Here is a 17,361-nt window from a genome sequence, read left to right on the forward strand (position 1 = left end):
TCTCGCCATTTATCCCGCTGAAAAGCCGCCGTCTGGTTCAGCCAGCCGGCGGCTTTTTCGTGTTTAGAGCCGCGCCAGTGCCGGCCCCAATTCCGCCTTTAAGCGTTCGATGAGCAGTTGCACTTTCGGCAGCAGGTGGCGGCGCTGCGGATACACCGCCCAGACCGGCTCATCGGCGCGGCGGATATCGTCGAGCAGGGTTATCAGCCGGCCATCGGCGATGGCGTCCGCCACATAGAATTCTGGCAACTGGCAGAGGCCCATGCCGGCGATGGCGGCGCTGGCGATGGCGTCGCCGCTGTTGCAGCTCCAGCGCGGGCGCGGATAGATGCTGCGCTTCTCGCCCTCCACGTCGAATTGCCAGGCCTCCGCCGTGCCGACCAGGCAATCATGCTGGGCCAGATCATTCAGGCTTTGCGGCTGGCCGCGTTGCGCCAGATAGCCGGGCGCGGCGCAGAGCACCAGGCGGCGCGAGGCGATGCGGCTGCCCATCAGGCTTGAATCCGTGAGGTTGCCGGTGCGGATGGCGATATCGTAGCCTTCGCCCACCAGATCCACGATGCGGTTGGTCAGGTCCAGCACCACATTCACTTGCGGATGATCCACGGCATAGCGGCGCAGGATCGGCGCGATGAAACGCTCGCCCAGGCCGATCGAGCAGGTCATGCGCAAATCGCCCTTGGGATTGTTGCCGCCGCTGGCCGCCGCCAGCGCCTCGTCGCGTTCCGCCACCAGCTTGCGTAAGGGCTCCAGCAGGGCGCGGCCGGTATCGGTGAGCGTCACCTTGCGGGTGGTGCGTAGCAGCACCGGGGCATCCAGCCGGCCTTCAAGCTGCCGGATCGCCCGGCTGACCTGGGAGGTGGAAAGCCGCAGCAGCCGGGCGGCGCCGACAAAGCTGCCGGTGGTGGCCACCGCCACGAATTCCTCGATACCGATCCAACTGGCCATGATCATTATCCCATATATGCAATAATGAATTGCATATTATGTGCTTAAAGCCCGGGAATACACTGCTTAAGCTGCGGCAGCTTTTGAATCAGGAGAGACGCCCCATGAAAACCCGCGCCGCCGTGGCCTTTCAGGCCGGAAAACCGCTCGAAATCGTGGAGCTGGACCTGGAGGGGCCGAAGGCCGGCGAGGTGCTGGTGGAGATCAAGGCCACCGGACTGTGCCATACCGATGATTTCACCCTGTCGGGCGCCGACCCGGAAGGGCTGTTCCCGGCCATCCTGGGCCATGAGGGCGCCGGCGTGGTGGTGGATGTGGGCCCGGGTGTGAAGAGCGTGAAGAAGGGCGACCATGTGATCCCGCTCTACACGCCGGAATGCCGGGAATGCCCGTCCTGCCTGTCGCGCAAGACCAATCTGTGCACCGCCATCCGCGCCACCCAGGGCCAGGGCCTGATGCCCGACGGCACCTCGCGCTTCTCGTTCGAGGGCAAGCCGGTGCATCATTACATGGGCTGCTCCACCTTCTCGAATTACACCGTGCTGCCCGAGATCGCGGTGGCGAAGATCGATAGCAGCGCGGCTTTCGACAAGGTTTGTTATATCGGCTGCGGCGTCACCACGGGCGTGGGCGCGGTGATCAACACCGCCAAGGTGGAAGCGGGCGCCACCGCCGTGGTGTTCGGCCTGGGCGGCATTGGGCTGAACGTGATCCAGGGCCTGCGCATGGCGGGTGCCGATATGATCATCGGCGTGGACCTCAACAACGGCAAGAAGGCATGGGGCGAACGCTTCGGCATGACGCATTTCGTCAACCCGAAGGAAATCGACGGCGATATCGTGCCTTACCTGGTGAATCTCACCAAGCGGCGCGGCGATACGATCGGCGGCGCCGATTACACCTTCGATTGCACCGGCAACACAACAGTGATGCGCCAGGCGCTGGAATGCAGCCATCGCGGCTGGGGCAAGTCGGTGATCATCGGCGTGGCCGGCGCGGGGCAGGAGATTTCCACCCGGCCGTTCCAGCTCGTCACCGGCCGCACCTGGATGGGCACGGCATTCGGCGGCGCGCGCGGCCGCACCGATGTGCCGCGCCTGGTGGATTGGTATCTGGAAGGCAAGATCGAGATCGACCCGATGATCACCCACACCCTGCGGCTGGACGACATCAACAAGGGTTTCGAGATGATGCATGCCGGCGAGAGCATCCGCTCGGTCGTGTTGTACTGATGGAAAGCCTCAGCAGTCAGCGCGTCTTCGGCGGCACGCTGTCCTTCCTGCGTCATGCGTCGGAAGCCACCGGCACGGCCATGACCTTCAGCCTGTTCGTGCCGCCGGGGAAGGGGCCTTTCCCGGTGCTGTACTGGCTGTCGGGCCTTACCTGCACGGCCAATAACTTTACCGAGAAGGCCGGGGCCTATGGCAAGGCCGCCGAACTGGGCCTGGCCATCGTGGCGCCGGATACGTCTCCTCGGAGCAATGGCGCGGGCGGCGAGGGCGTGGCCGACGACCCGGCCTACGATCTCGGCCAGGGCGCGGGCTTTTATATCGATGCCAGCCAGGCCCCCTGGACGCCGCATTTTCGCATGGAAAGCTATGTCACCCGCGACCTGATCGCCGCCGCCGAGGGACAATTCCCCGTGCTGGCGGGGGCGCGCGGCATTGCCGGGCATTCCATGGGCGGCCATGGCGCGCTCACCCTGGCGATGAAGCATCCAGGGCTCTACCGCTCGGTTTCGGCCTTTGCGCCCATCGTGTCGCCCACCCGCTGCCCCTGGGGCGAGAAGGCCTTCACGGCATATCTGGGGGAAGATCGGGCTGCCTGGCAGGCCCATGATGCCAGCCTTCTGGTTGCGGCCGGCAAGGCCAGCCACCTGGATGATATGCTGATCGACCAGGGTTTGGCCGATAGCTTCCTGGCCAATCAACTGAAGCCGGAATTGCTGGAACAGGCCGCCGCCAAGGCCGGACAAAAGTTAACGCTGCGGCGCCACGACGGCTATGATCACAGTTATTACTTCATCCAGAGCTTCATGGCCGATCATCTGGCTTTCCATTACAGCCGCCTGATGGTTTGATTACCGTCTCGCAACCACCCGCAAACCCTTAACGCGGGCCGGTTTTTCACCCACGGAATGTTACTGGGGAATTGTTGCGGTGCGGCACGGTTCGGTCTAAAACCGTTCCGGCCCGAGCTGGCGGAGTCCCATCCGCCGCAGGGTTTGCGACGATTTTCTGTGCTGGAAGGAGTGTGCGACCGTGGAAGCCCTACTGCGGGAGTACCTGCCCATTCTGCTGTTCCTCGGCCTCGCCATCGTGCTGGCTCTGGTAATGGCACTGTTGCCTTTCGTGGCTGCCAAGATGGCGCCCGATCCGGAAAAGAATTCCACCTACGAATGCGGCTTCGAGCCGTTCTCGGATTCGCGCCGTCAGTTCGATGTGCGCTTCTATCTGGTGGCCATCCTTTTCATCATCTTCGATCTTGAAGTGGCCTTCCTGTTTCCCTGGGCGATTTCGCTGGGCCAGATTGGTGTGTTCGGCTTCTGGTCGATGATCGTGTTCCTGGCTGTGCTGACGGTCGGCTTCATCTACGAATGGAAAAAGGGAGCGCTGGAATGGGAATGAGCGCCGCGACCGAAAAGGCTGCCCCGGCTGGCAATTCGCTTGTGCTGGGTTCGTCGCAGGACGAATTCTTCCGCGATATCTCCGACCAGCTCGCCGATAAGGGCGTGGTGGTTTCCTCGATCGACAAGCTGGCCAATTGGGCCCGCACCGGTTCGCTCTGGCCGATGACCTTCGGTCTGGCCTGCTGCGGCGTGGAAATGATCCATGCCTTCATGGCGCGCTACGATCTGGATCGCTTCGGCTCGATGCCGCGCGCTTCGCCCCGGCAGTCGGATGTGATGATCGTGGCCGGCACGCTCACCAACAAGATGGCGCCCGCGCTGCGTAAGCTTTACGACCAGATGGCCGAGCCGCGCTATGTGATCTCCATGGGCAGCTGCGCCAATGGCGGCGGCTATTACCATTATTCCTATTCCGTGGTGCGCGGCTGCGACCGTATCGTGCCGGTGGATGTGTATGTGCCCGGCTGCCCACCCACGGCGGAGGCGCTGGTTTACGGTTTGCTGCAATTGCAGAAGAAGATTCTGCGCACCACCACCATCGCCCGCTGAGGTGCCCCGATGAGCGATAGTGTAAAGCGCGAACAGGAACAGAGCCTGCGGGAATTGGGCGAGCATATCTCTGCCGCCTTGCCCAACGATGTGCTGGGCTTCGAGGTGACGCTGGGTGAATTGACCATGCGTGCCCCGGCCGACCGCATCGTGAAGGTGCTGACCTTCCTGCGCGACGATGCCAATTGCCTGTTCTCGATTCTGGTGGATGTGCTGGGCGTGGATTGGCCGCAGCGCGAGCGCCGCTTCGATGTGGTGTATCATCTGCTCAGCATGAAGCTGAACCAGCGCGTGCGCGTGATCGTGGAGACCGATGAAGACACCCCGGTGCCGTCGGTCACTGGCGTGTATTCGTCTGCCGGCTGGTTCGAGCGCGAAACCTGGGACATGTACGGCGTGATGTTCTCGGGCCATTCGGATCTGCGCCGCATCCTCTCGGATTACGGTTTCGAGGGCCATGCGCTGCGCAAGGATTTCCCGCTCTCGGGTTATGTGGAAGTGCGCTACGACGCCGAGCAGAAGCGCGTGGTGTATGAGCCCGTGACCTTGCCCCAGGAATTCCGCCGCTTCGATTTCATGAGCCCGTGGGAAGGCGCGCATTACGTGCTGCCGGGCGATGAGAAGGCGGCACCGGCACAGGAGGCCAAGTCCTAACATGGCCGAAGTTTCGATTGCCAATTACATGGTGAATTTCGGGCCGCAGCATCCTGCGGCTCACGGCGTGCTGCGCCTGGTGCTGGAGCTGGACGGCGAGATCGTCGAGCGCTGCGATCCGCATATCGGCCTGCTGCATCGCGGCACCGAAAAGCTGATCGAGCACAAGACCTACCTGCAGGCCATGCCGTATTTCGACCGCCTCGATTATGTGGCGCCGATGAACCAGGAGCATGCCTTCTGCCTGGCCACCGAAAAGCTGCTGGGGCTGGAAGTGCCCGAGCGCGGCCAATATGTGCGCGTGCTGTTCGCCGAGATCGGCCGCCTGCTGAACCATCTGCTGAACGTGACCACGCATGCCATGGATTGCGGCGCCATGACGCCGACGCTGTGGGCCTTCGAGGAACGCGAAAAGCTGATGGAGTTCTACGAGCGGGTTTCCGGCGCCCGCATGCATGCGGCCTATTTCCGGCCCGGCGGCGTGCATCAGGATCTGCCCAAGGGTTTGGCCGAGGATATCTATGCCTATTGCGACCGGCTGCCGCCGGTGCTTGAGGATATCGAAGGCCTGCTCACCGAAAACCGCATCTTCCGCCAGCGTAATGTCGAAATCGGCGTGATCTCCGCCAAGGATGCCCAGGATTGGGGTTTCTCGGGCGTGATGCTGCGCGGCTCGGGCATCGCCTGGGATTTGCGCAAGGCGCAGCCCTACGAGGTTTACGACAAGCTGGATTTCGACGTGCCGGTGGGCAAGAACGGCGATTGCTTCGACCGGTATCTCTGCCGCATCGAGGAAATGCGCCAGAGCCTGCGCATCATCCGCCAGTGCATCGAGAAGATGCCGGGCGGCCCGGTTTCGTCGCAGGATCGCAAGGTGGTGCCGCCCAAGCGCGGCGAGATGAAGAAGTCGATGGAAGCCTTGATCCATCACTTCAAGCTCTACACCGAAGGCTTCCATGTGCCGGCCGGCCAGGCCTATGCCGCGGTGGAAGCGCCGAAGGGCGAATTCGGCGTGTATATGGTTTCCGATGGCACCAACAAGCCCTATCGCTGCCGTATCCGCGCGCCGGGCTTCGTGCATCTGCAAGCCACGGATTTCTTGTCGAAGGGCTACATGCTGGCCGATGCGGTCTCCATCGTCGGCAACCTCGACATCGTGTTCGGCGAGGTCGATCGATGAGTGGCGTCCATATAGCTCCCCCGGAAATGCAGCCGAAGGATTTCGCCTTCACGGCCGAGAATCTGGAAAAGGCGAAGGCGATCATCGCCAAATATCCGGCCGGCCGCCAGCGCAGCGCCACCATGCCGCTGCTCGATCTGGCGCAGCGTCAGCATAATGGCTGGGTGCCGATGGCAGCGATCCGCACCATCGGCGAGATGCTGGGCGTGCCTGAAATCCGTGTGCTGGAAGTGGCCAGCTTCTACACGATGTATAACCTCGCCCCGGTGGGTAAGCATTTCGTGCAGGTCTGCACCACCACGCCCTGTTGGCTGCGCGGCTCCGACAAGGTTGTCGAAGCCTGCGAGAAGCATCTCGGCGTGAAATGCGGCGACACCACGGCCGATGGCCAGTTCACCTTGATCGAGGTGGAATGCCTGGGTGCCTGCGTGAATGCGCCGATGATGCAGATCGGCGACGATTACTACGAAGATCTCGATGCCGAGAGCACCGGCAAGGTGCTGGATGCGCTCAAGCGCGGCGAGAAGCCGAAGGTCGGTCCGCAGAATGGCCGCCAGACCTCGGCGCCGCTGGGCGGCCCCACCACGCTCACCACTTTTAATCCGCCCGCCGGCAATGCGCCGGTCGGTGGCGACGATTGAGGCGGACCCGCGATGCTGCAGGATAAAGACCGCATTTTCACCAATCTCTATGGCCAGCAGCCATGGAGCCTGGAAGCCGCCCGCAAGCGCGGCGATTGGGATGGCACCAAGGCCATCATCGAGAAGGGCCAGGACTGGATCATCGACGAGATGAAGAAGTCCGGCCTGCGCGGCCGTGGCGGCGCGGGTTTTCCCACCGGCCTGAAATGGTCGTTCATGCCCAAGCAATCCGATGGCCGCCCCAGCTATCTGGTGGTGAATGCCGACGAGGGCGAACCGGGCACCTGCAAAGACCGCGACATGATGCGCCACGATCCGCATAAGCTGATCGAGGGCTGCCTGCTTGCCGGTTTCGCCATGCGCGCCGTGGCTGCCTATATCTATATTCGCGGCGAATTCCATTACGAAGCCGATGTGCTGGAAGCCGCCATCGACGAAGCGCGCTCTGCTGGCCTGATCGGCAAGAATGCCTGCGGCTCGGGCTATGATTTCGATGTGTTCGTGCATCGCGGCGCCGGCGCTTATATCTGCGGCGAAGAAACCGCGCTGATCGAAAGCCTGGAAGGCAAGAAGGGCCAGCCGCGCCTGAAGCCGCCTTTCCCGGCCAATGTGGGCGTCTGGGGCTGCCCCACCACGGTGAACAACGTGGAAAGCATTGCGGTTGCCCCCACCATCCTGCGCCGTGGTGGCGAGTGGTTCGCCGGCATCGGCCGTCCGAACAACACCGGCACCAAGGTGTTCTGCATTTCCGGCCATGTGAACAAGCCGTGCAATGTGGAAGAAGAGATGGGCATCCCGCTGAAAGAGTTGATCGAAAAGCATGCCGGCGGCGTGCGCGGCGGCTGGGACAACCTGCTGGCGATCATTCCCGGCGGTTCCTCGGTGCCTTTGCTGCCCAAGGCGATCTGCGACGACGTGCTGATGGATTTCGACAGCCTGCGCGCCCAGCGTTCGGGCCTCGGCACGGCGGCCGTGATCGTGATGGACAAGAGCACCGATGTGGTGCGCGCCATCGCGCGGCTCTCGAAATTCTACAAGCATGAAAGCTGCGGCCAATGCACGCCGTGCCGCGAAGGCACCGGCTGGATGTGGCGCGTGATGGAGCGCCTGGTGCGCGGCGAAGCCGAGAAGCGCGAAATCGACATGCTGCTGGAAGTCACCACCCAGGTGGAAGGCCACACGATCTGCGCGCTCGGCGACGCGGCGGCCTGGCCGATCCAGGGCCTGATCCGGCATTTCCGCGGCGAGATCGAAAGCCGCATCGATGCCTATCACGGCGTTCAACAAGTGGCAGCGGAGTAAGGCCCATGCCGAAGCTGACCGTAGACGGCATCGAAGTTACCGTAGAGCCCGGCACCACGGTGTTGCAGGCCTGCGAACTGGCCGGCAAGGAAATTCCGCGCTTCTGCTATCACGAGCGCCTCAGCATCGCCGGCAATTGCCGCATGTGCCTAGTGGAGCAGGAGAAGGCGCCCAAGCCGATCGCGTCCTGCGCCATGCCGGCCGCCGATGGCATGGTGATCAAGACCGACACGCCGCTGGTGAAGAAGGCCCGCGAAGGCGTGATGGAATTCCTGCTGATCAACCATCCGCTGGATTGCCCGATCTGCGACCAGGGCGGCGAATGCGATTTGCAGGATCAGTCGGTGGGTTACGGCAAGGGCGGTTCGCGCTACGACGAAAACAAGCGCGCCGTTAAGGACAAGTATATGGGTCCGTTGGTGGCAACCACCATGACCCGCTGCATCCACTGCACTCGCTGCGTGCGCTTCGCCACCGAAGTGGCCGGTGTGCCGGAACTCGGCGCCATCGGGCGCGGCGAGGATATGCAGATCACCACCTATCTCGAGAAGGCCTTCTCGTCGGAACTCAGCGGCAATGTGATCGACCTTTGCCCGGTGGGCGCGCTGACCTCCAAGCCCTATGCCTTCACCGCCCGGTCCTGGGAATTGCGCAAGACCGACAGCATCGACGCCATGGATGCGCTGGGCAGCAATATCCGCGTGGATGCCCGTGGCCCCGAAGTGATGCGCATCCTGCCGCGCCTCAATGAGGACGTGAACGAGGAATGGATTTCCGACAAGACCCGTTTCGCCTATGACGGCCTGAAGCGTCGCCGGCTCGACCGCCCTTATGTGCGGGTGAACGGCAAGCTGCAGGAAGCCAGCTGGAACGAGGCCTTCGCCGCCATTGCCAAGGGCCTCAAGGGGCTGAAGGGCGAGCAGATTGCCGCCATTGCCGGCGATATGGCCTGTGCCGAAAGCATGCTGGCGCTGAAGGATCTGCTGGCAGCCCTCGGTTCGGCCAATGTGGAATGCCGCCAGGACGGCGCCAAGGTGGATCCGGCGCATCGCGCCAGCTATCTGTTCAATTCCACCATTGCCGGCATCGATCAGGCCGATGCGATCCTGATCGTGGGCAGCGATCCGCGCCATGAGGCGGCGGTGCTGAATGCCCGCATCCGCAAGCGTTTCCTGCGCGGCAATGTGAAGATTGCCGTGATCGGCGAGAAGCTGGACCTGACCTATCGCTACGAGCATCTGGGCAGCGGCCCGGCCGTGCTCAAGGCCATCGCCGATGGTCAGCATGCTTTTGCCGAAGCGCTCAAGGGCGCGCAGAACCCGATGATCATCCTGGGGCAGGGCGCTCTGGCCCGCCCGGATGGTGATGTGGTGCTGGGCCTGGCCTGGCAGGTGGCGGATCGCTGCGGCCTGGTGAAAGACGGCTGGAACGGCTTCAACGTGTTGCATACCGCCGCTGCCCGCGTGGCCGGTCTCGATCTCGGCTTTACATCCGCTGGCAATGTCGATGGCATTCTGACGGGCGCACAGAGCCAGGCGATCAAGGCGGTGTATCTGCTGGGCGCCGACGAGATCAATACTGCCAATCTGGGCGCTGCCTTCGTGATCTATCAAGGCAGCCATGGCGATGCCGGCGCCAAGCGCGCCGATGTGATCCTGCCGGGCGCGGCTTATACCGAGAAGGATGCGGTCTGGGTGAATACCGAAGGCCGCGTGCAGCTTGGCCGCCGCGCCGCAGCGCCGCCGGGCGAGGCGCGCGAGGATTGGGCGATCATCCGCGCGCTATCCGAAGTGCTGGGCCACAAGCTGCCTTACGACAACCAGGCCGCCCTGCGCCGCCGCATGCTTGAGGTCGCGCCGCATTTCAGCGCCGTCGACCGCGTCACGCCGGCCGCCTGGGGCGTGTTCGGCGTAAACGGCATGCCCAACGACACGGCTTTCCAGTCGCCGATTGGCGATTTCTATCTCACCAACCCGATCGCGCGCGCCTCCGCCACCATGGCGGAATGCTCGAGCATCGCGCGCGGCGAGACCTTGGCGATGACGGGTTCCGATGACTGATACCATCTGGCAGACTCTCTGGCAGGGCTATATCTGGCCGGGTGGCCTGATCCTGGCCAATATCCTGGCGCTGGTTGTGCCGCTGCTGATCGCAGTGGCCTATCTCACCCTGATGGAGCGCAAGGTGCTGGCGGCGATGTCGCTGCGCATGGGCCCCAACGTGGTGGGCCCGTTCGGCCTGTTGCAGCCGTTTGCGGATGCCGTGAAGCTGATCTTCAAGGAACCGATCATTCCGTCGGGTGCCAACAAGATTCTGTTCATCATGGCGCCGTGCCTCACCTTCATTCTCGCGCTGATCGCCTGGGCAGTGATTCCGGTGGCGGAAGGCTGGGTGATTTCCAACATCAATGTGGGCGTGCTGTACCTGTTTGCGATTTCCTCGCTGGGCGTCTACGGCATCATCGTGGCCGGCTGGTCGTCGAATTCGCGCTACGCCTTCCTGGGCGCGCTGCGCTCGTCCGCGCAGATGGTGTCCTACGAAGTCTCCATGGGCTTCGTGATCATCACCGTGCTGCTCTGCGTCGGCTCGTTGAACCTTTCCGCCATCGTGGAAGCCCAGCGTACCGTATGGTTCGCGCTGCCGCTCTTCCCGATGTTCATCATCTTCTTCATTTCCACCCTGGCCGAAACCAACCGCCATCCCTTCGATCTTCCGGAAGCGGAAGCTGAGTTGGTGGCCGGTTATCAGGTGGAATATTCCTCCATGCATTTCGCTCTGTTCTTCCTGGGCGAATACGCCAACATGATCCTGATGAGCGGGATGACCACCATCCTGTTCCTGGGCGGCTGGCTGCCGCCGATCGATGTGGCGCCGTTCAACTGGCTGCCCGGCATCTTCTGGTTCGCGCTGAAGATACTGCTGCTGCTGTTCGTGTTCATCTGGATCCGTGCCGCGCTGCCGCGCTACCGCTACGACCAGCTGATGCGCCTGGGCTGGAAGGTGTTCCTGCCGATCTCGTTGTTCTGGGTGGTGGCAACCGCCGGTTTCCTGGTTGCCTTCGACCTGCTGCCCAAGGGGGTCTGAAGCCATGGCTTTGCTCGATCGCGGCATTCGCACCGTCTTCCTGTGGGAAATGGTCAAAGGCCTGTCGCTTGCCTTCACCTACATGTTCAAGCCGCGCGCCACGGTGAATTATCCGTATGAAAAAGGCCCGCTCAGCCCGCGCTTCCGCGGCGAGCATGCCTTGCGCCGCTATGCCAATGGCGAAGAGCGCTGCATCGCCTGCAAGCTGTGTGAAGCGGTCTGTCCGGCCCAGGCCATCACCATCGAGGCCGAGCCGCGCGACGACGGCTCGCGCCGCACCACGCGCTACGACATCGACATGACCAAGTGCATCTATTGCGGCTTCTGCCAGGAAGCCTGCCCGGTGGATGCCATCGTGGAAGGCCCGAACTTCGAGTTCGCTGCCGAAACCCGCGAGGAGCTTTTCTACAGCAAGGAAAAGCTGCTGGCGAATGGCGAACGCTGGGAATACGAGATCGCCCGCAATATCGCGGCCGATGCGCCGTATCGCTGAAGTCCGGGCGAGGGGGACACCTTAATGATTATTCATGCCCTGGCCTTTTATCTGTTCGCCGCCATCGCGGTGGCGAGCGGATTCATGGTGATCGCGGCGCGCAATCCCGTGCATAGCGTGCTGTTCCTGATCCTGGCCTTCTTCAATGCCGCCGGCCTGTTCGTGCTGATGGGCGCGGAATTCCTGGCGATGATCCTGGTGATCGTCTATGTGGGCGCCGTGGCGGTGCTGTTCCTGTTCGTGGTGATGATGCTCGACATCAACTTCGTCGAGCTGCGCCAGGGCTTCCTGCAATACCTGCCGATCGGCGGCCTGATCGGTTTCATCCTGCTGGTGGAATTGCTGCTGGTGCTAGGCGGCTGGGCCAGTGTGCCCCATGTGGCCTCCAGCGGCGCGCTGCCGATCCCGCCGCCGGAGCAGGTGACCAACACCCATGCGCTCGGCCATGTGCTCTACACCAAGTATGTCTATCTGTTCCAAGGCTCGGGCCTGATCCTGCTGGTGGCCATGATCGGCGCCATCGTGCTCACCCTGCGCCATCGTCCGGGCGTGCGCCGCCAGGATATCGCCGTACAGACCTATCGCCGCCGCGACGAGGCGGTGGAGGTCAAGAAGGTCGAACCGAGGCAGGGGATCTGATCATGACCATCGGACTCGCGCATTATCTCTCGGTTGCGGCCATCCTGTTCGCGCTGGGTATCTTCGGCATCTTCTTGAACCGCAAGAACGTGATCATCATCCTGATGTCGGTCGAGCTGATGCTGCTCGCGGTCAACATCAACCTGGTGGCTTTTTCCACCCACCTGAACGATCTGGTGGGCCAGGTCTTCACGCTGTTCGTGCTCACCGTGGCGGCGGGCGAGGCGGCGATCGGCCTGGCGATCCTGGTGGTCTATTTCCGCAACCGCGGCACCATCGCGGTTGAGGATATCAACATGATGAAGGGCTGAGGCGCGGCGATGACGATGTACCATCTGATCGTTTTCCTGCCGCTGCTGGCGTCTATCGTCGCCGGCCTGGGCGGCCGCCGTATCGGCGATGTGGCCAGCATGGCCGTCACCACGGGGTCCGTGGTGCTGTCGGCCGTGTTGTCCTGGGTGGCCTTCTACCTGGTGATCTACAAGGGCGATGTCAGCACCGTGAAGGTGCTGGACTGGATCGAGTCCGGCAGCTTCAGCGTGGATTGGGCGCTGAAGGTGGACCAGCTCACCGCCGTGATGCTGGTGGTGGTCAACTCGGTATCCGCCCTGGTGCATATCTATTCCATCGGCTACATGAGCCACGATCCGCACCGCGCGCGTTTCTTCTCGTATCTGTCGCTGTTCACCTTCGCGATGCTGATGCTGATCACGTCCGACAACTTCCTGCAGCTGTATTTCGGCTGGGAAGGCGTGGGCCTGGCCTCCTATCTGCTGATCGGCTTCTGGTATAAGCGGCCCTCGGCCAGCGCTGCCGCCATCAAGGCCTTCGTGGTCAACCGCGTGGGCGATTTCGGCTTCGCGCTCGGCATCATGGCTTTGTTCCTCACCGTGGGTTCGGTGAATTTCGACGTGGTGTTCAAGGCGGCGCCGGAACTGGCCGGCAAGACCTTCCACTTCCTGTGGAAGGATTGGGACATCCTCACGGTGGCCACCTTCCTGCTGTTCCTCGGCGCCATGGGCAAGTCGGCTCAGCTCGGCCTGCATACCTGGCTGCCCGATGCCATGGAGGGCCCGACCCCGGTTTCCGCCCTGATCCATGCCGCAACCATGGTCACCGCCGGCGTATTCATGGTTGCGCGTTGCTCGCCGATCTTCGAATACGCGCCCACCACGCTGCAGATCGTGGCCGTGGTCGGCGCCAGCACGGCGTTCTTCGCCGCCACGGTCGGCCTGGCGCAGAACGACATCAAGCGCGTGATCGCGTATTCAACTTGCTCGCAGTTGGGCTACATGTTCTTCGCCCTTGGTGTCTCGGCCTACCCAGCGGCGATTTTCCACCTGTTCACCCACGCCTTCTTCAAGGCCCTGCTGTTCCTGGGCGCCGGTTCGGTGATCCATGCCGTGGATGGCGAGCAGGATATGCGCCGCATGGGCGGCCTGTGGAAGCATATCAAGCTCACCTATGCGATGATGTGGATCGGCAGCCTGGCGCTGGCCGGCCTGCCATTCTTCGCCGGCTTCTATTCCAAGGACATGATCCTGGAGGCCGCCTTCGCCTCGGGCACCGGGGTGGGGCAGTATGCCTTCATTCTCGGCATGGCCGCCGCCGTGCTCACCGCCTTCTATTCCTGGCGCCTGATTTTCATGACCTTCCACGGCAAGCCGCGTGCCGACCATCATGTGATGGAGCATGTGCATGAAAGCCCGATGGTAATGCTGTTCCCGCTCTTCGTGCTGGCTTTCGGCGCGGTCTTCGCGGGCTTTGCTTTCCATAACGGTTTCATCGGCCATGACCTGAAAGCCTTCTGGGGCGACAGCCTGTTGATCCTGGATCAGCACAAGGCGATGGAGAATGCCCATCATGTGCCGCTCTGGGTGAAGCTTGGGCCCATCGTGGTTGGTCTGGTCGGCATCGCGGTGGCCTGGCTGGCCTATGTGAAATACACCGAGATCCCCGGCAATGCCGCCAAGCAGCAGCGCCTGCTCTACAGCTTCCTGCTCAACAAGTGGTATTTCGACGAGCTGTACGACCGCATCTTCGTGCGGCCGTCGCTGTGGATCGGCCGCGTGTTGTGGAAGGGCGGGGATGGAAAGATCATCGATGGCCTGGGGCCGGATGGCTTTGCCGCCATCGTGGTGCGCCTGGCCAAGCGGGCCTCGGTTCTGCAAACCGGCTATGTCTACCATTATGCTTTTGCCATGCTGATCGGCGTGGCCGCCCTCGTGACCTACTTCTTCACCCGCACGGGGCATTGAGATGACCGCCATGCCCTTGCTTTCGATCGTCACCTTCCTGCCGCTGGTCGGCGCCGCCTTCATCCTGCTGGCCCGCGGGCCGGAAGAGATCGTGGCCCGCAATGCTCGCAACGCCGCGCTCTGGACCACTGTGATCACCTTCGCGGTGTCGCTGCTGATCTGGATCGAATTCGATAATTCCACCGCCGCCTTCCAGTTCGTGGAAAAGCATGAATGGCTGGCGCCGGGCATCAGCTACCACATGGGTGTGGACGGCATTTCCATGCTGTTCGTCATCCTCACCACCTTCCTGATGCCGCTTTGCATCCTGGCCTCATGGGATGCCATCGAGCATCGCGTGAAGGAATACATGGTCGCCTTCCTGGTGATGGAGACCCTGATGATCGGCGTGTTCTGCGCGCTCGATCTGGTGCTGTTCTATCTGTTCTTCGAGGCCGGCCTGATCCCGATGTTCCTGATCATCGGCATCTGGGGCGGCAAGCGCCGCATCTATGCCAGCTTCAAGTTCTTCCTCTACACCCTGCTGGGTTCGCTGCTGCTGCTGCTGGCGCTGCTCTACATGTATTTCCAGGCCGGCACTACCGACATTCCCACACTGATGAAGCATGCCTTCGATCCGGGCGTGCAGAAATGGCTGTGGCTTGCCTTCTTCGCTTCCTTCGCCGTGAAGGTGCCGATGTGGCCGGTGCATACCTGGCTGCCCGACGCCCACGTTGAGGCGCCCACGGCGGGTTCGGTGATCCTGGCCGGCGTGATGCTGAAGATGGGCGGCTACGGCTTCATCCGCTTCTCCATCCCGATGTTCCCCGATGCCAGCCTGTATTTCGCGCCGCTGGTATTCGGCCTCAGCGTGGTGGCGATCATCTACACCTCGCTGGTGGCGCTGGTGCAGGAGGATATGAAGAAGCTGATTGCCTATTCCTCGGTGGCCCATATGGGCTTCGTCACCATGGGCACATTCAGCCTCACGCTGCAGGGCGTGCAGGGCGCGATCTTCCAGATGCTCAGCCATGGCATCGTGTCGGGCGCGCTGTTCCTCTGCGTCGGCGTGGTTTACGACCGCCTGCATACCCGCGAAATCGCCCGCTATGGCGGCCTGGTCAATATCATGCCGAAATACGCCGTGGTGTTCATGCTGTTCACCATGGCCAATGTGGGCCTGCCGGGCACGTCGGGTTTTGTCGGCGAAATGCTCACCCTGGTCGGTGCCTTCAAGGCCAATACCTGGGTGGCGCTGCTGGCCACCACCGGCGTGATCCTTTCTGCCGCCTATGCGCTCTGGCTGTATCGCCGGGTGATTTTCGGCGAACTCACCAAAGACGACCTGAAGGCGATGACCGATCTTTCGCCGCGTGAAGTGGCGATTATCGCGCCGCTGGTTTTCCTCACCCTGTTCATGGGCATTTATCCGGCGCCGTTCCTCGATGTGATGGCGGTGTCGGTGAACAACCTGCTGGATCAGCATCAAGCCGCGATTGCCGCCGTCAAGGCGGCGGTGGCAGCCAAGTAGGAGTATCGGCGATGACCTTCGCTTCGCTGGCGCCCGTTTATCCCGAACTCTGGCTTGCCGTTGCCGCCATGGCGCTGCTGCTGCTGGGAGTGTTTCGCGGCGAGGGCTCCACCCGCCTGGTTTCTTGGCTCGGCGTGGCCGCTCTGGTGGTTACGCTTGTGCTGGTGCGGGCGCAGCCGGCCGAAAGCCAGAGCGCCTTCGGCGGCATGTTCCTGGCCGATGGCTTCGCGCGGTTCGCCAAGCTGCTGATCCTGATCGGCTCGGGCTTCGCCATCGTGCAGTCGCTCGGTTATATCAAATATAACCGGATGGATCGTTTCGAATATCCGGTGCTCATCCTGCTGGCTAGCGTCGGCATGATGATGATGGTTTCGGCCAACGATCTGATGTCGCTTTATCTCGGCTTGGAATTGCAGAGCCTGTCGCTTTATGTGCTGGCGGCCTTCAAGCGCGACAGCGAGCGTGCCACCGAGGCCGGCCTGAAGTATTTCGTGCTGGGCGCTTTGTCGTCGGGCATGCTGCTTTATGGCTCTTCGCTGATCTATGGCTTCACCGGCTCCACCGGCTTCGTGCAGATCGCGGAAGCCGTGAAGGCCAGCGGCAGCCATGCTTCGATCGGTTTGATCGTGGGTATCGTGTTTCTCTCCGCCGGCCTGGCTTTCAAGGTTTCGGCGGTGCCCTTCCATATGTGGGTGCCCGATGTGTATGAGGGCGCGCCCACGCCGGTTACGGCTTTCTTCGCCGTGGCGCCCAAGATTGCCGCCGTTGCATTGTTCTGCCGTGCCATGCTCAGCCCGTTCGGCGATATCGCCGCCGATTGGCAGCAGATCATCATCGTGATCAGCGCGCTCAGCATGCTGCTCGGTGCCTTTGCCGCCATCGCGCAAAACAACATCAAGCGCCTGATGGCTTATTCCTCCATCGGCCATGTCGGCTATGCCCTGGTGGGCCTGGCCGCCGGCACCGAAGAAGGCGTGCGCGGCATCCTGATCTATCTGGCGATTTATCTGGCCATGAATGTGGGTACCTTCGCCTGCATCCTGTCGATGCGTCACCGCGACAGTCTGGTGGAAGGCGTGTCGGATCTGGCCGGCCTGGCCAAAACCCATCCCTTCATGGCGTTCCTGTTGGCGGGCTTCATGTTCTCGCTGGCTGGTGTGCCGCCGCTGGCCGGTTTCTTCGGCAAGTTCTACATCTTCATGGCCGCCATCAATGCCAAGCTGTATGCGCTGGCTGTGTTGGGCATGCTGAGCAGCGTGGTGAGCGCTTATTATTATCTGCGCATCGTCAAGATCATGTATTTCGACGAGGCCGACGAACCGCTGTCCAAGCCGCTGCGCACCGAACTCGGTGCGGTGATGGGCATCACCGGCCTGTTCACCCTGCTGTTCTTCGTCTATCCGGCACCGTTGCTGGCTGCCGCCCAGGCGGCTGCGAAAACCCTGTTCCCGTAAGGGGCGGGGTGAAGCGGGTC

General features: G+C 62.4%; 17 protein-coding genes. 16 read left to right on the forward strand and 1 reads right to left on the reverse strand.

The annotated features are described in order from the left end of the window. Positions 1-63: 63 nt before the first annotated feature. The gene (locus KF827_RS09510; protein WP_291004005.1) at positions 64-948 is read right to left on the reverse strand and encodes a LysR family transcriptional regulator; all 885 of its coding nucleotides are present in this window, start codon (positions 946-948) and stop codon (positions 64-66) included. Positions 949-1,052: 104 nt separating this feature from the next. On the opposite strand from KF827_RS09510, the gene KF827_RS09515 reads away from it, so the two are divergent. The 16 genes from KF827_RS09515 to nuoN all read left to right on the forward strand — a co-directional run bounded on the left by KF827_RS09515 (position 1,053) and on the right by nuoN (position 17,341). Further along, positions 1,053-2,180, forward strand: coding sequence for an S-(hydroxymethyl)glutathione dehydrogenase/class III alcohol dehydrogenase (locus tag KF827_RS09515; RefSeq protein ID WP_291004008.1), 1,128 nt, complete (start codon positions 1,053-1,055; stop codon positions 2,178-2,180). Next, positions 2,180-3,028 (forward strand): S-formylglutathione hydrolase, encoded by an 849-nt coding sequence (fghA, locus tag KF827_RS09520; RefSeq protein ID WP_291004011.1) that lies wholly within the window; start codon positions 2,180-2,182, stop codon positions 3,026-3,028. Before KF827_RS09515 ends, fghA begins: the two co-directional genes overlap by 1 nt. A gap of 181 nt (positions 3,029-3,209) precedes the next feature. Further along, positions 3,210-3,575, forward strand: a complete 366-nt coding sequence (locus tag KF827_RS09525) for an NADH-quinone oxidoreductase subunit A (RefSeq protein ID WP_291004014.1) — start codon at positions 3,210-3,212, stop codon at positions 3,573-3,575. Then, on the forward strand, positions 3,572-4,126 hold the full coding sequence (locus tag KF827_RS09530) for an NADH-quinone oxidoreductase subunit B family protein (protein ID WP_291004018.1): 555 nt from the start codon (positions 3,572-3,574) through the stop codon (positions 4,124-4,126). Before KF827_RS09525 ends, KF827_RS09530 begins: the two co-directional genes overlap by 4 nt. A 9-nt stretch (positions 4,127-4,135) precedes the next feature. Beyond that, positions 4,136-4,780, forward strand: coding sequence for an NADH-quinone oxidoreductase subunit C (locus KF827_RS09535; RefSeq protein ID WP_291004020.1), 645 nt, complete (start codon positions 4,136-4,138; stop codon positions 4,778-4,780). Between the two features lies 1 nt (position 4,781). Continuing rightward, the gene (locus tag KF827_RS09540; RefSeq protein ID WP_291004023.1) at positions 4,782-5,960 is read left to right on the forward strand and encodes an NADH-quinone oxidoreductase subunit D; all 1,179 of its coding nucleotides are present in this window, start codon (positions 4,782-4,784) and stop codon (positions 5,958-5,960) included. After that, on the forward strand, positions 5,957-6,601 hold the full coding sequence (nuoE, locus tag KF827_RS09545; RefSeq protein ID WP_291004026.1) for an NADH-quinone oxidoreductase subunit NuoE: 645 nt from the start codon (positions 5,957-5,959) through the stop codon (positions 6,599-6,601). The genes KF827_RS09540 and nuoE overlap by 4 nt, the downstream gene beginning before the upstream one ends. A 12-nt stretch (positions 6,602-6,613) precedes the next feature. Next, positions 6,614-7,903 carry an NADH-quinone oxidoreductase subunit NuoF gene (gene nuoF, locus KF827_RS09550; protein WP_291004029.1) on the forward strand — a complete coding sequence of 430 codons (1,290 nt, stop codon included), beginning with the start codon at positions 6,614-6,616 and terminating at the stop codon, positions 7,901-7,903. 5 nt (positions 7,904-7,908) lie between these two features. Further along, the gene (gene nuoG, locus KF827_RS09555; RefSeq protein WP_291004033.1) at positions 7,909-9,963 is read left to right on the forward strand and encodes an NADH-quinone oxidoreductase subunit NuoG; all 2,055 of its coding nucleotides are present in this window, start codon (positions 7,909-7,911) and stop codon (positions 9,961-9,963) included. Then, complete coding sequence (nuoH, locus tag KF827_RS09560; protein ID WP_291004036.1) at positions 9,956-10,987, forward strand: NADH-quinone oxidoreductase subunit NuoH; 1,032 nt, start codon at positions 9,956-9,958, stop codon at positions 10,985-10,987. Before nuoG ends, nuoH begins: the two co-directional genes overlap by 8 nt. 4 nt (positions 10,988-10,991) lie before the next feature. Beyond that, positions 10,992-11,480, forward strand: a complete 489-nt coding sequence (nuoI, locus tag KF827_RS09565) for an NADH-quinone oxidoreductase subunit NuoI (RefSeq protein ID WP_291004039.1) — start codon at positions 10,992-10,994, stop codon at positions 11,478-11,480. A 24-nt stretch (positions 11,481-11,504) separates the two neighbouring features. Continuing rightward, on the forward strand, positions 11,505-12,119 hold the full coding sequence (locus KF827_RS09570; RefSeq protein WP_291004042.1) for an NADH-quinone oxidoreductase subunit J: 615 nt from the start codon (positions 11,505-11,507) through the stop codon (positions 12,117-12,119). Positions 12,120-12,121: 2 nt separating this feature from the next. Then, positions 12,122-12,430, forward strand: coding sequence for an NADH-quinone oxidoreductase subunit NuoK (gene nuoK / locus KF827_RS09575; protein ID WP_291004045.1), 309 nt, complete (start codon positions 12,122-12,124; stop codon positions 12,428-12,430). 15 nt (positions 12,431-12,445) lie between these two features. Further along, the gene (gene nuoL, locus KF827_RS09580) at positions 12,446-14,377 is read left to right on the forward strand and encodes an NADH-quinone oxidoreductase subunit L (RefSeq protein WP_291004135.1); all 1,932 of its coding nucleotides are present in this window, start codon (positions 12,446-12,448) and stop codon (positions 14,375-14,377) included. 1 nt (position 14,378) lies between these two features. Continuing rightward, the gene (locus KF827_RS09585) at positions 14,379-15,887 is read left to right on the forward strand and encodes an NADH-quinone oxidoreductase subunit M (RefSeq protein ID WP_291004048.1); all 1,509 of its coding nucleotides are present in this window, start codon (positions 14,379-14,381) and stop codon (positions 15,885-15,887) included. 11 nt (positions 15,888-15,898) lie between these two features. Continuing rightward, positions 15,899-17,341, forward strand: a complete 1,443-nt coding sequence (gene nuoN / locus KF827_RS09590; RefSeq protein WP_291004051.1) for an NADH-quinone oxidoreductase subunit NuoN — start codon at positions 15,899-15,901, stop codon at positions 17,339-17,341. Positions 17,342-17,361: the final 20 nt, after the last annotated feature.

Source organism: Ferrovibrio sp. (assembly GCF_019636075.1).
In the GTDB taxonomy this organism is placed as follows: domain Bacteria; phylum Pseudomonadota; class Alphaproteobacteria; order Ferrovibrionales; family Ferrovibrionaceae; genus Ferrovibrio.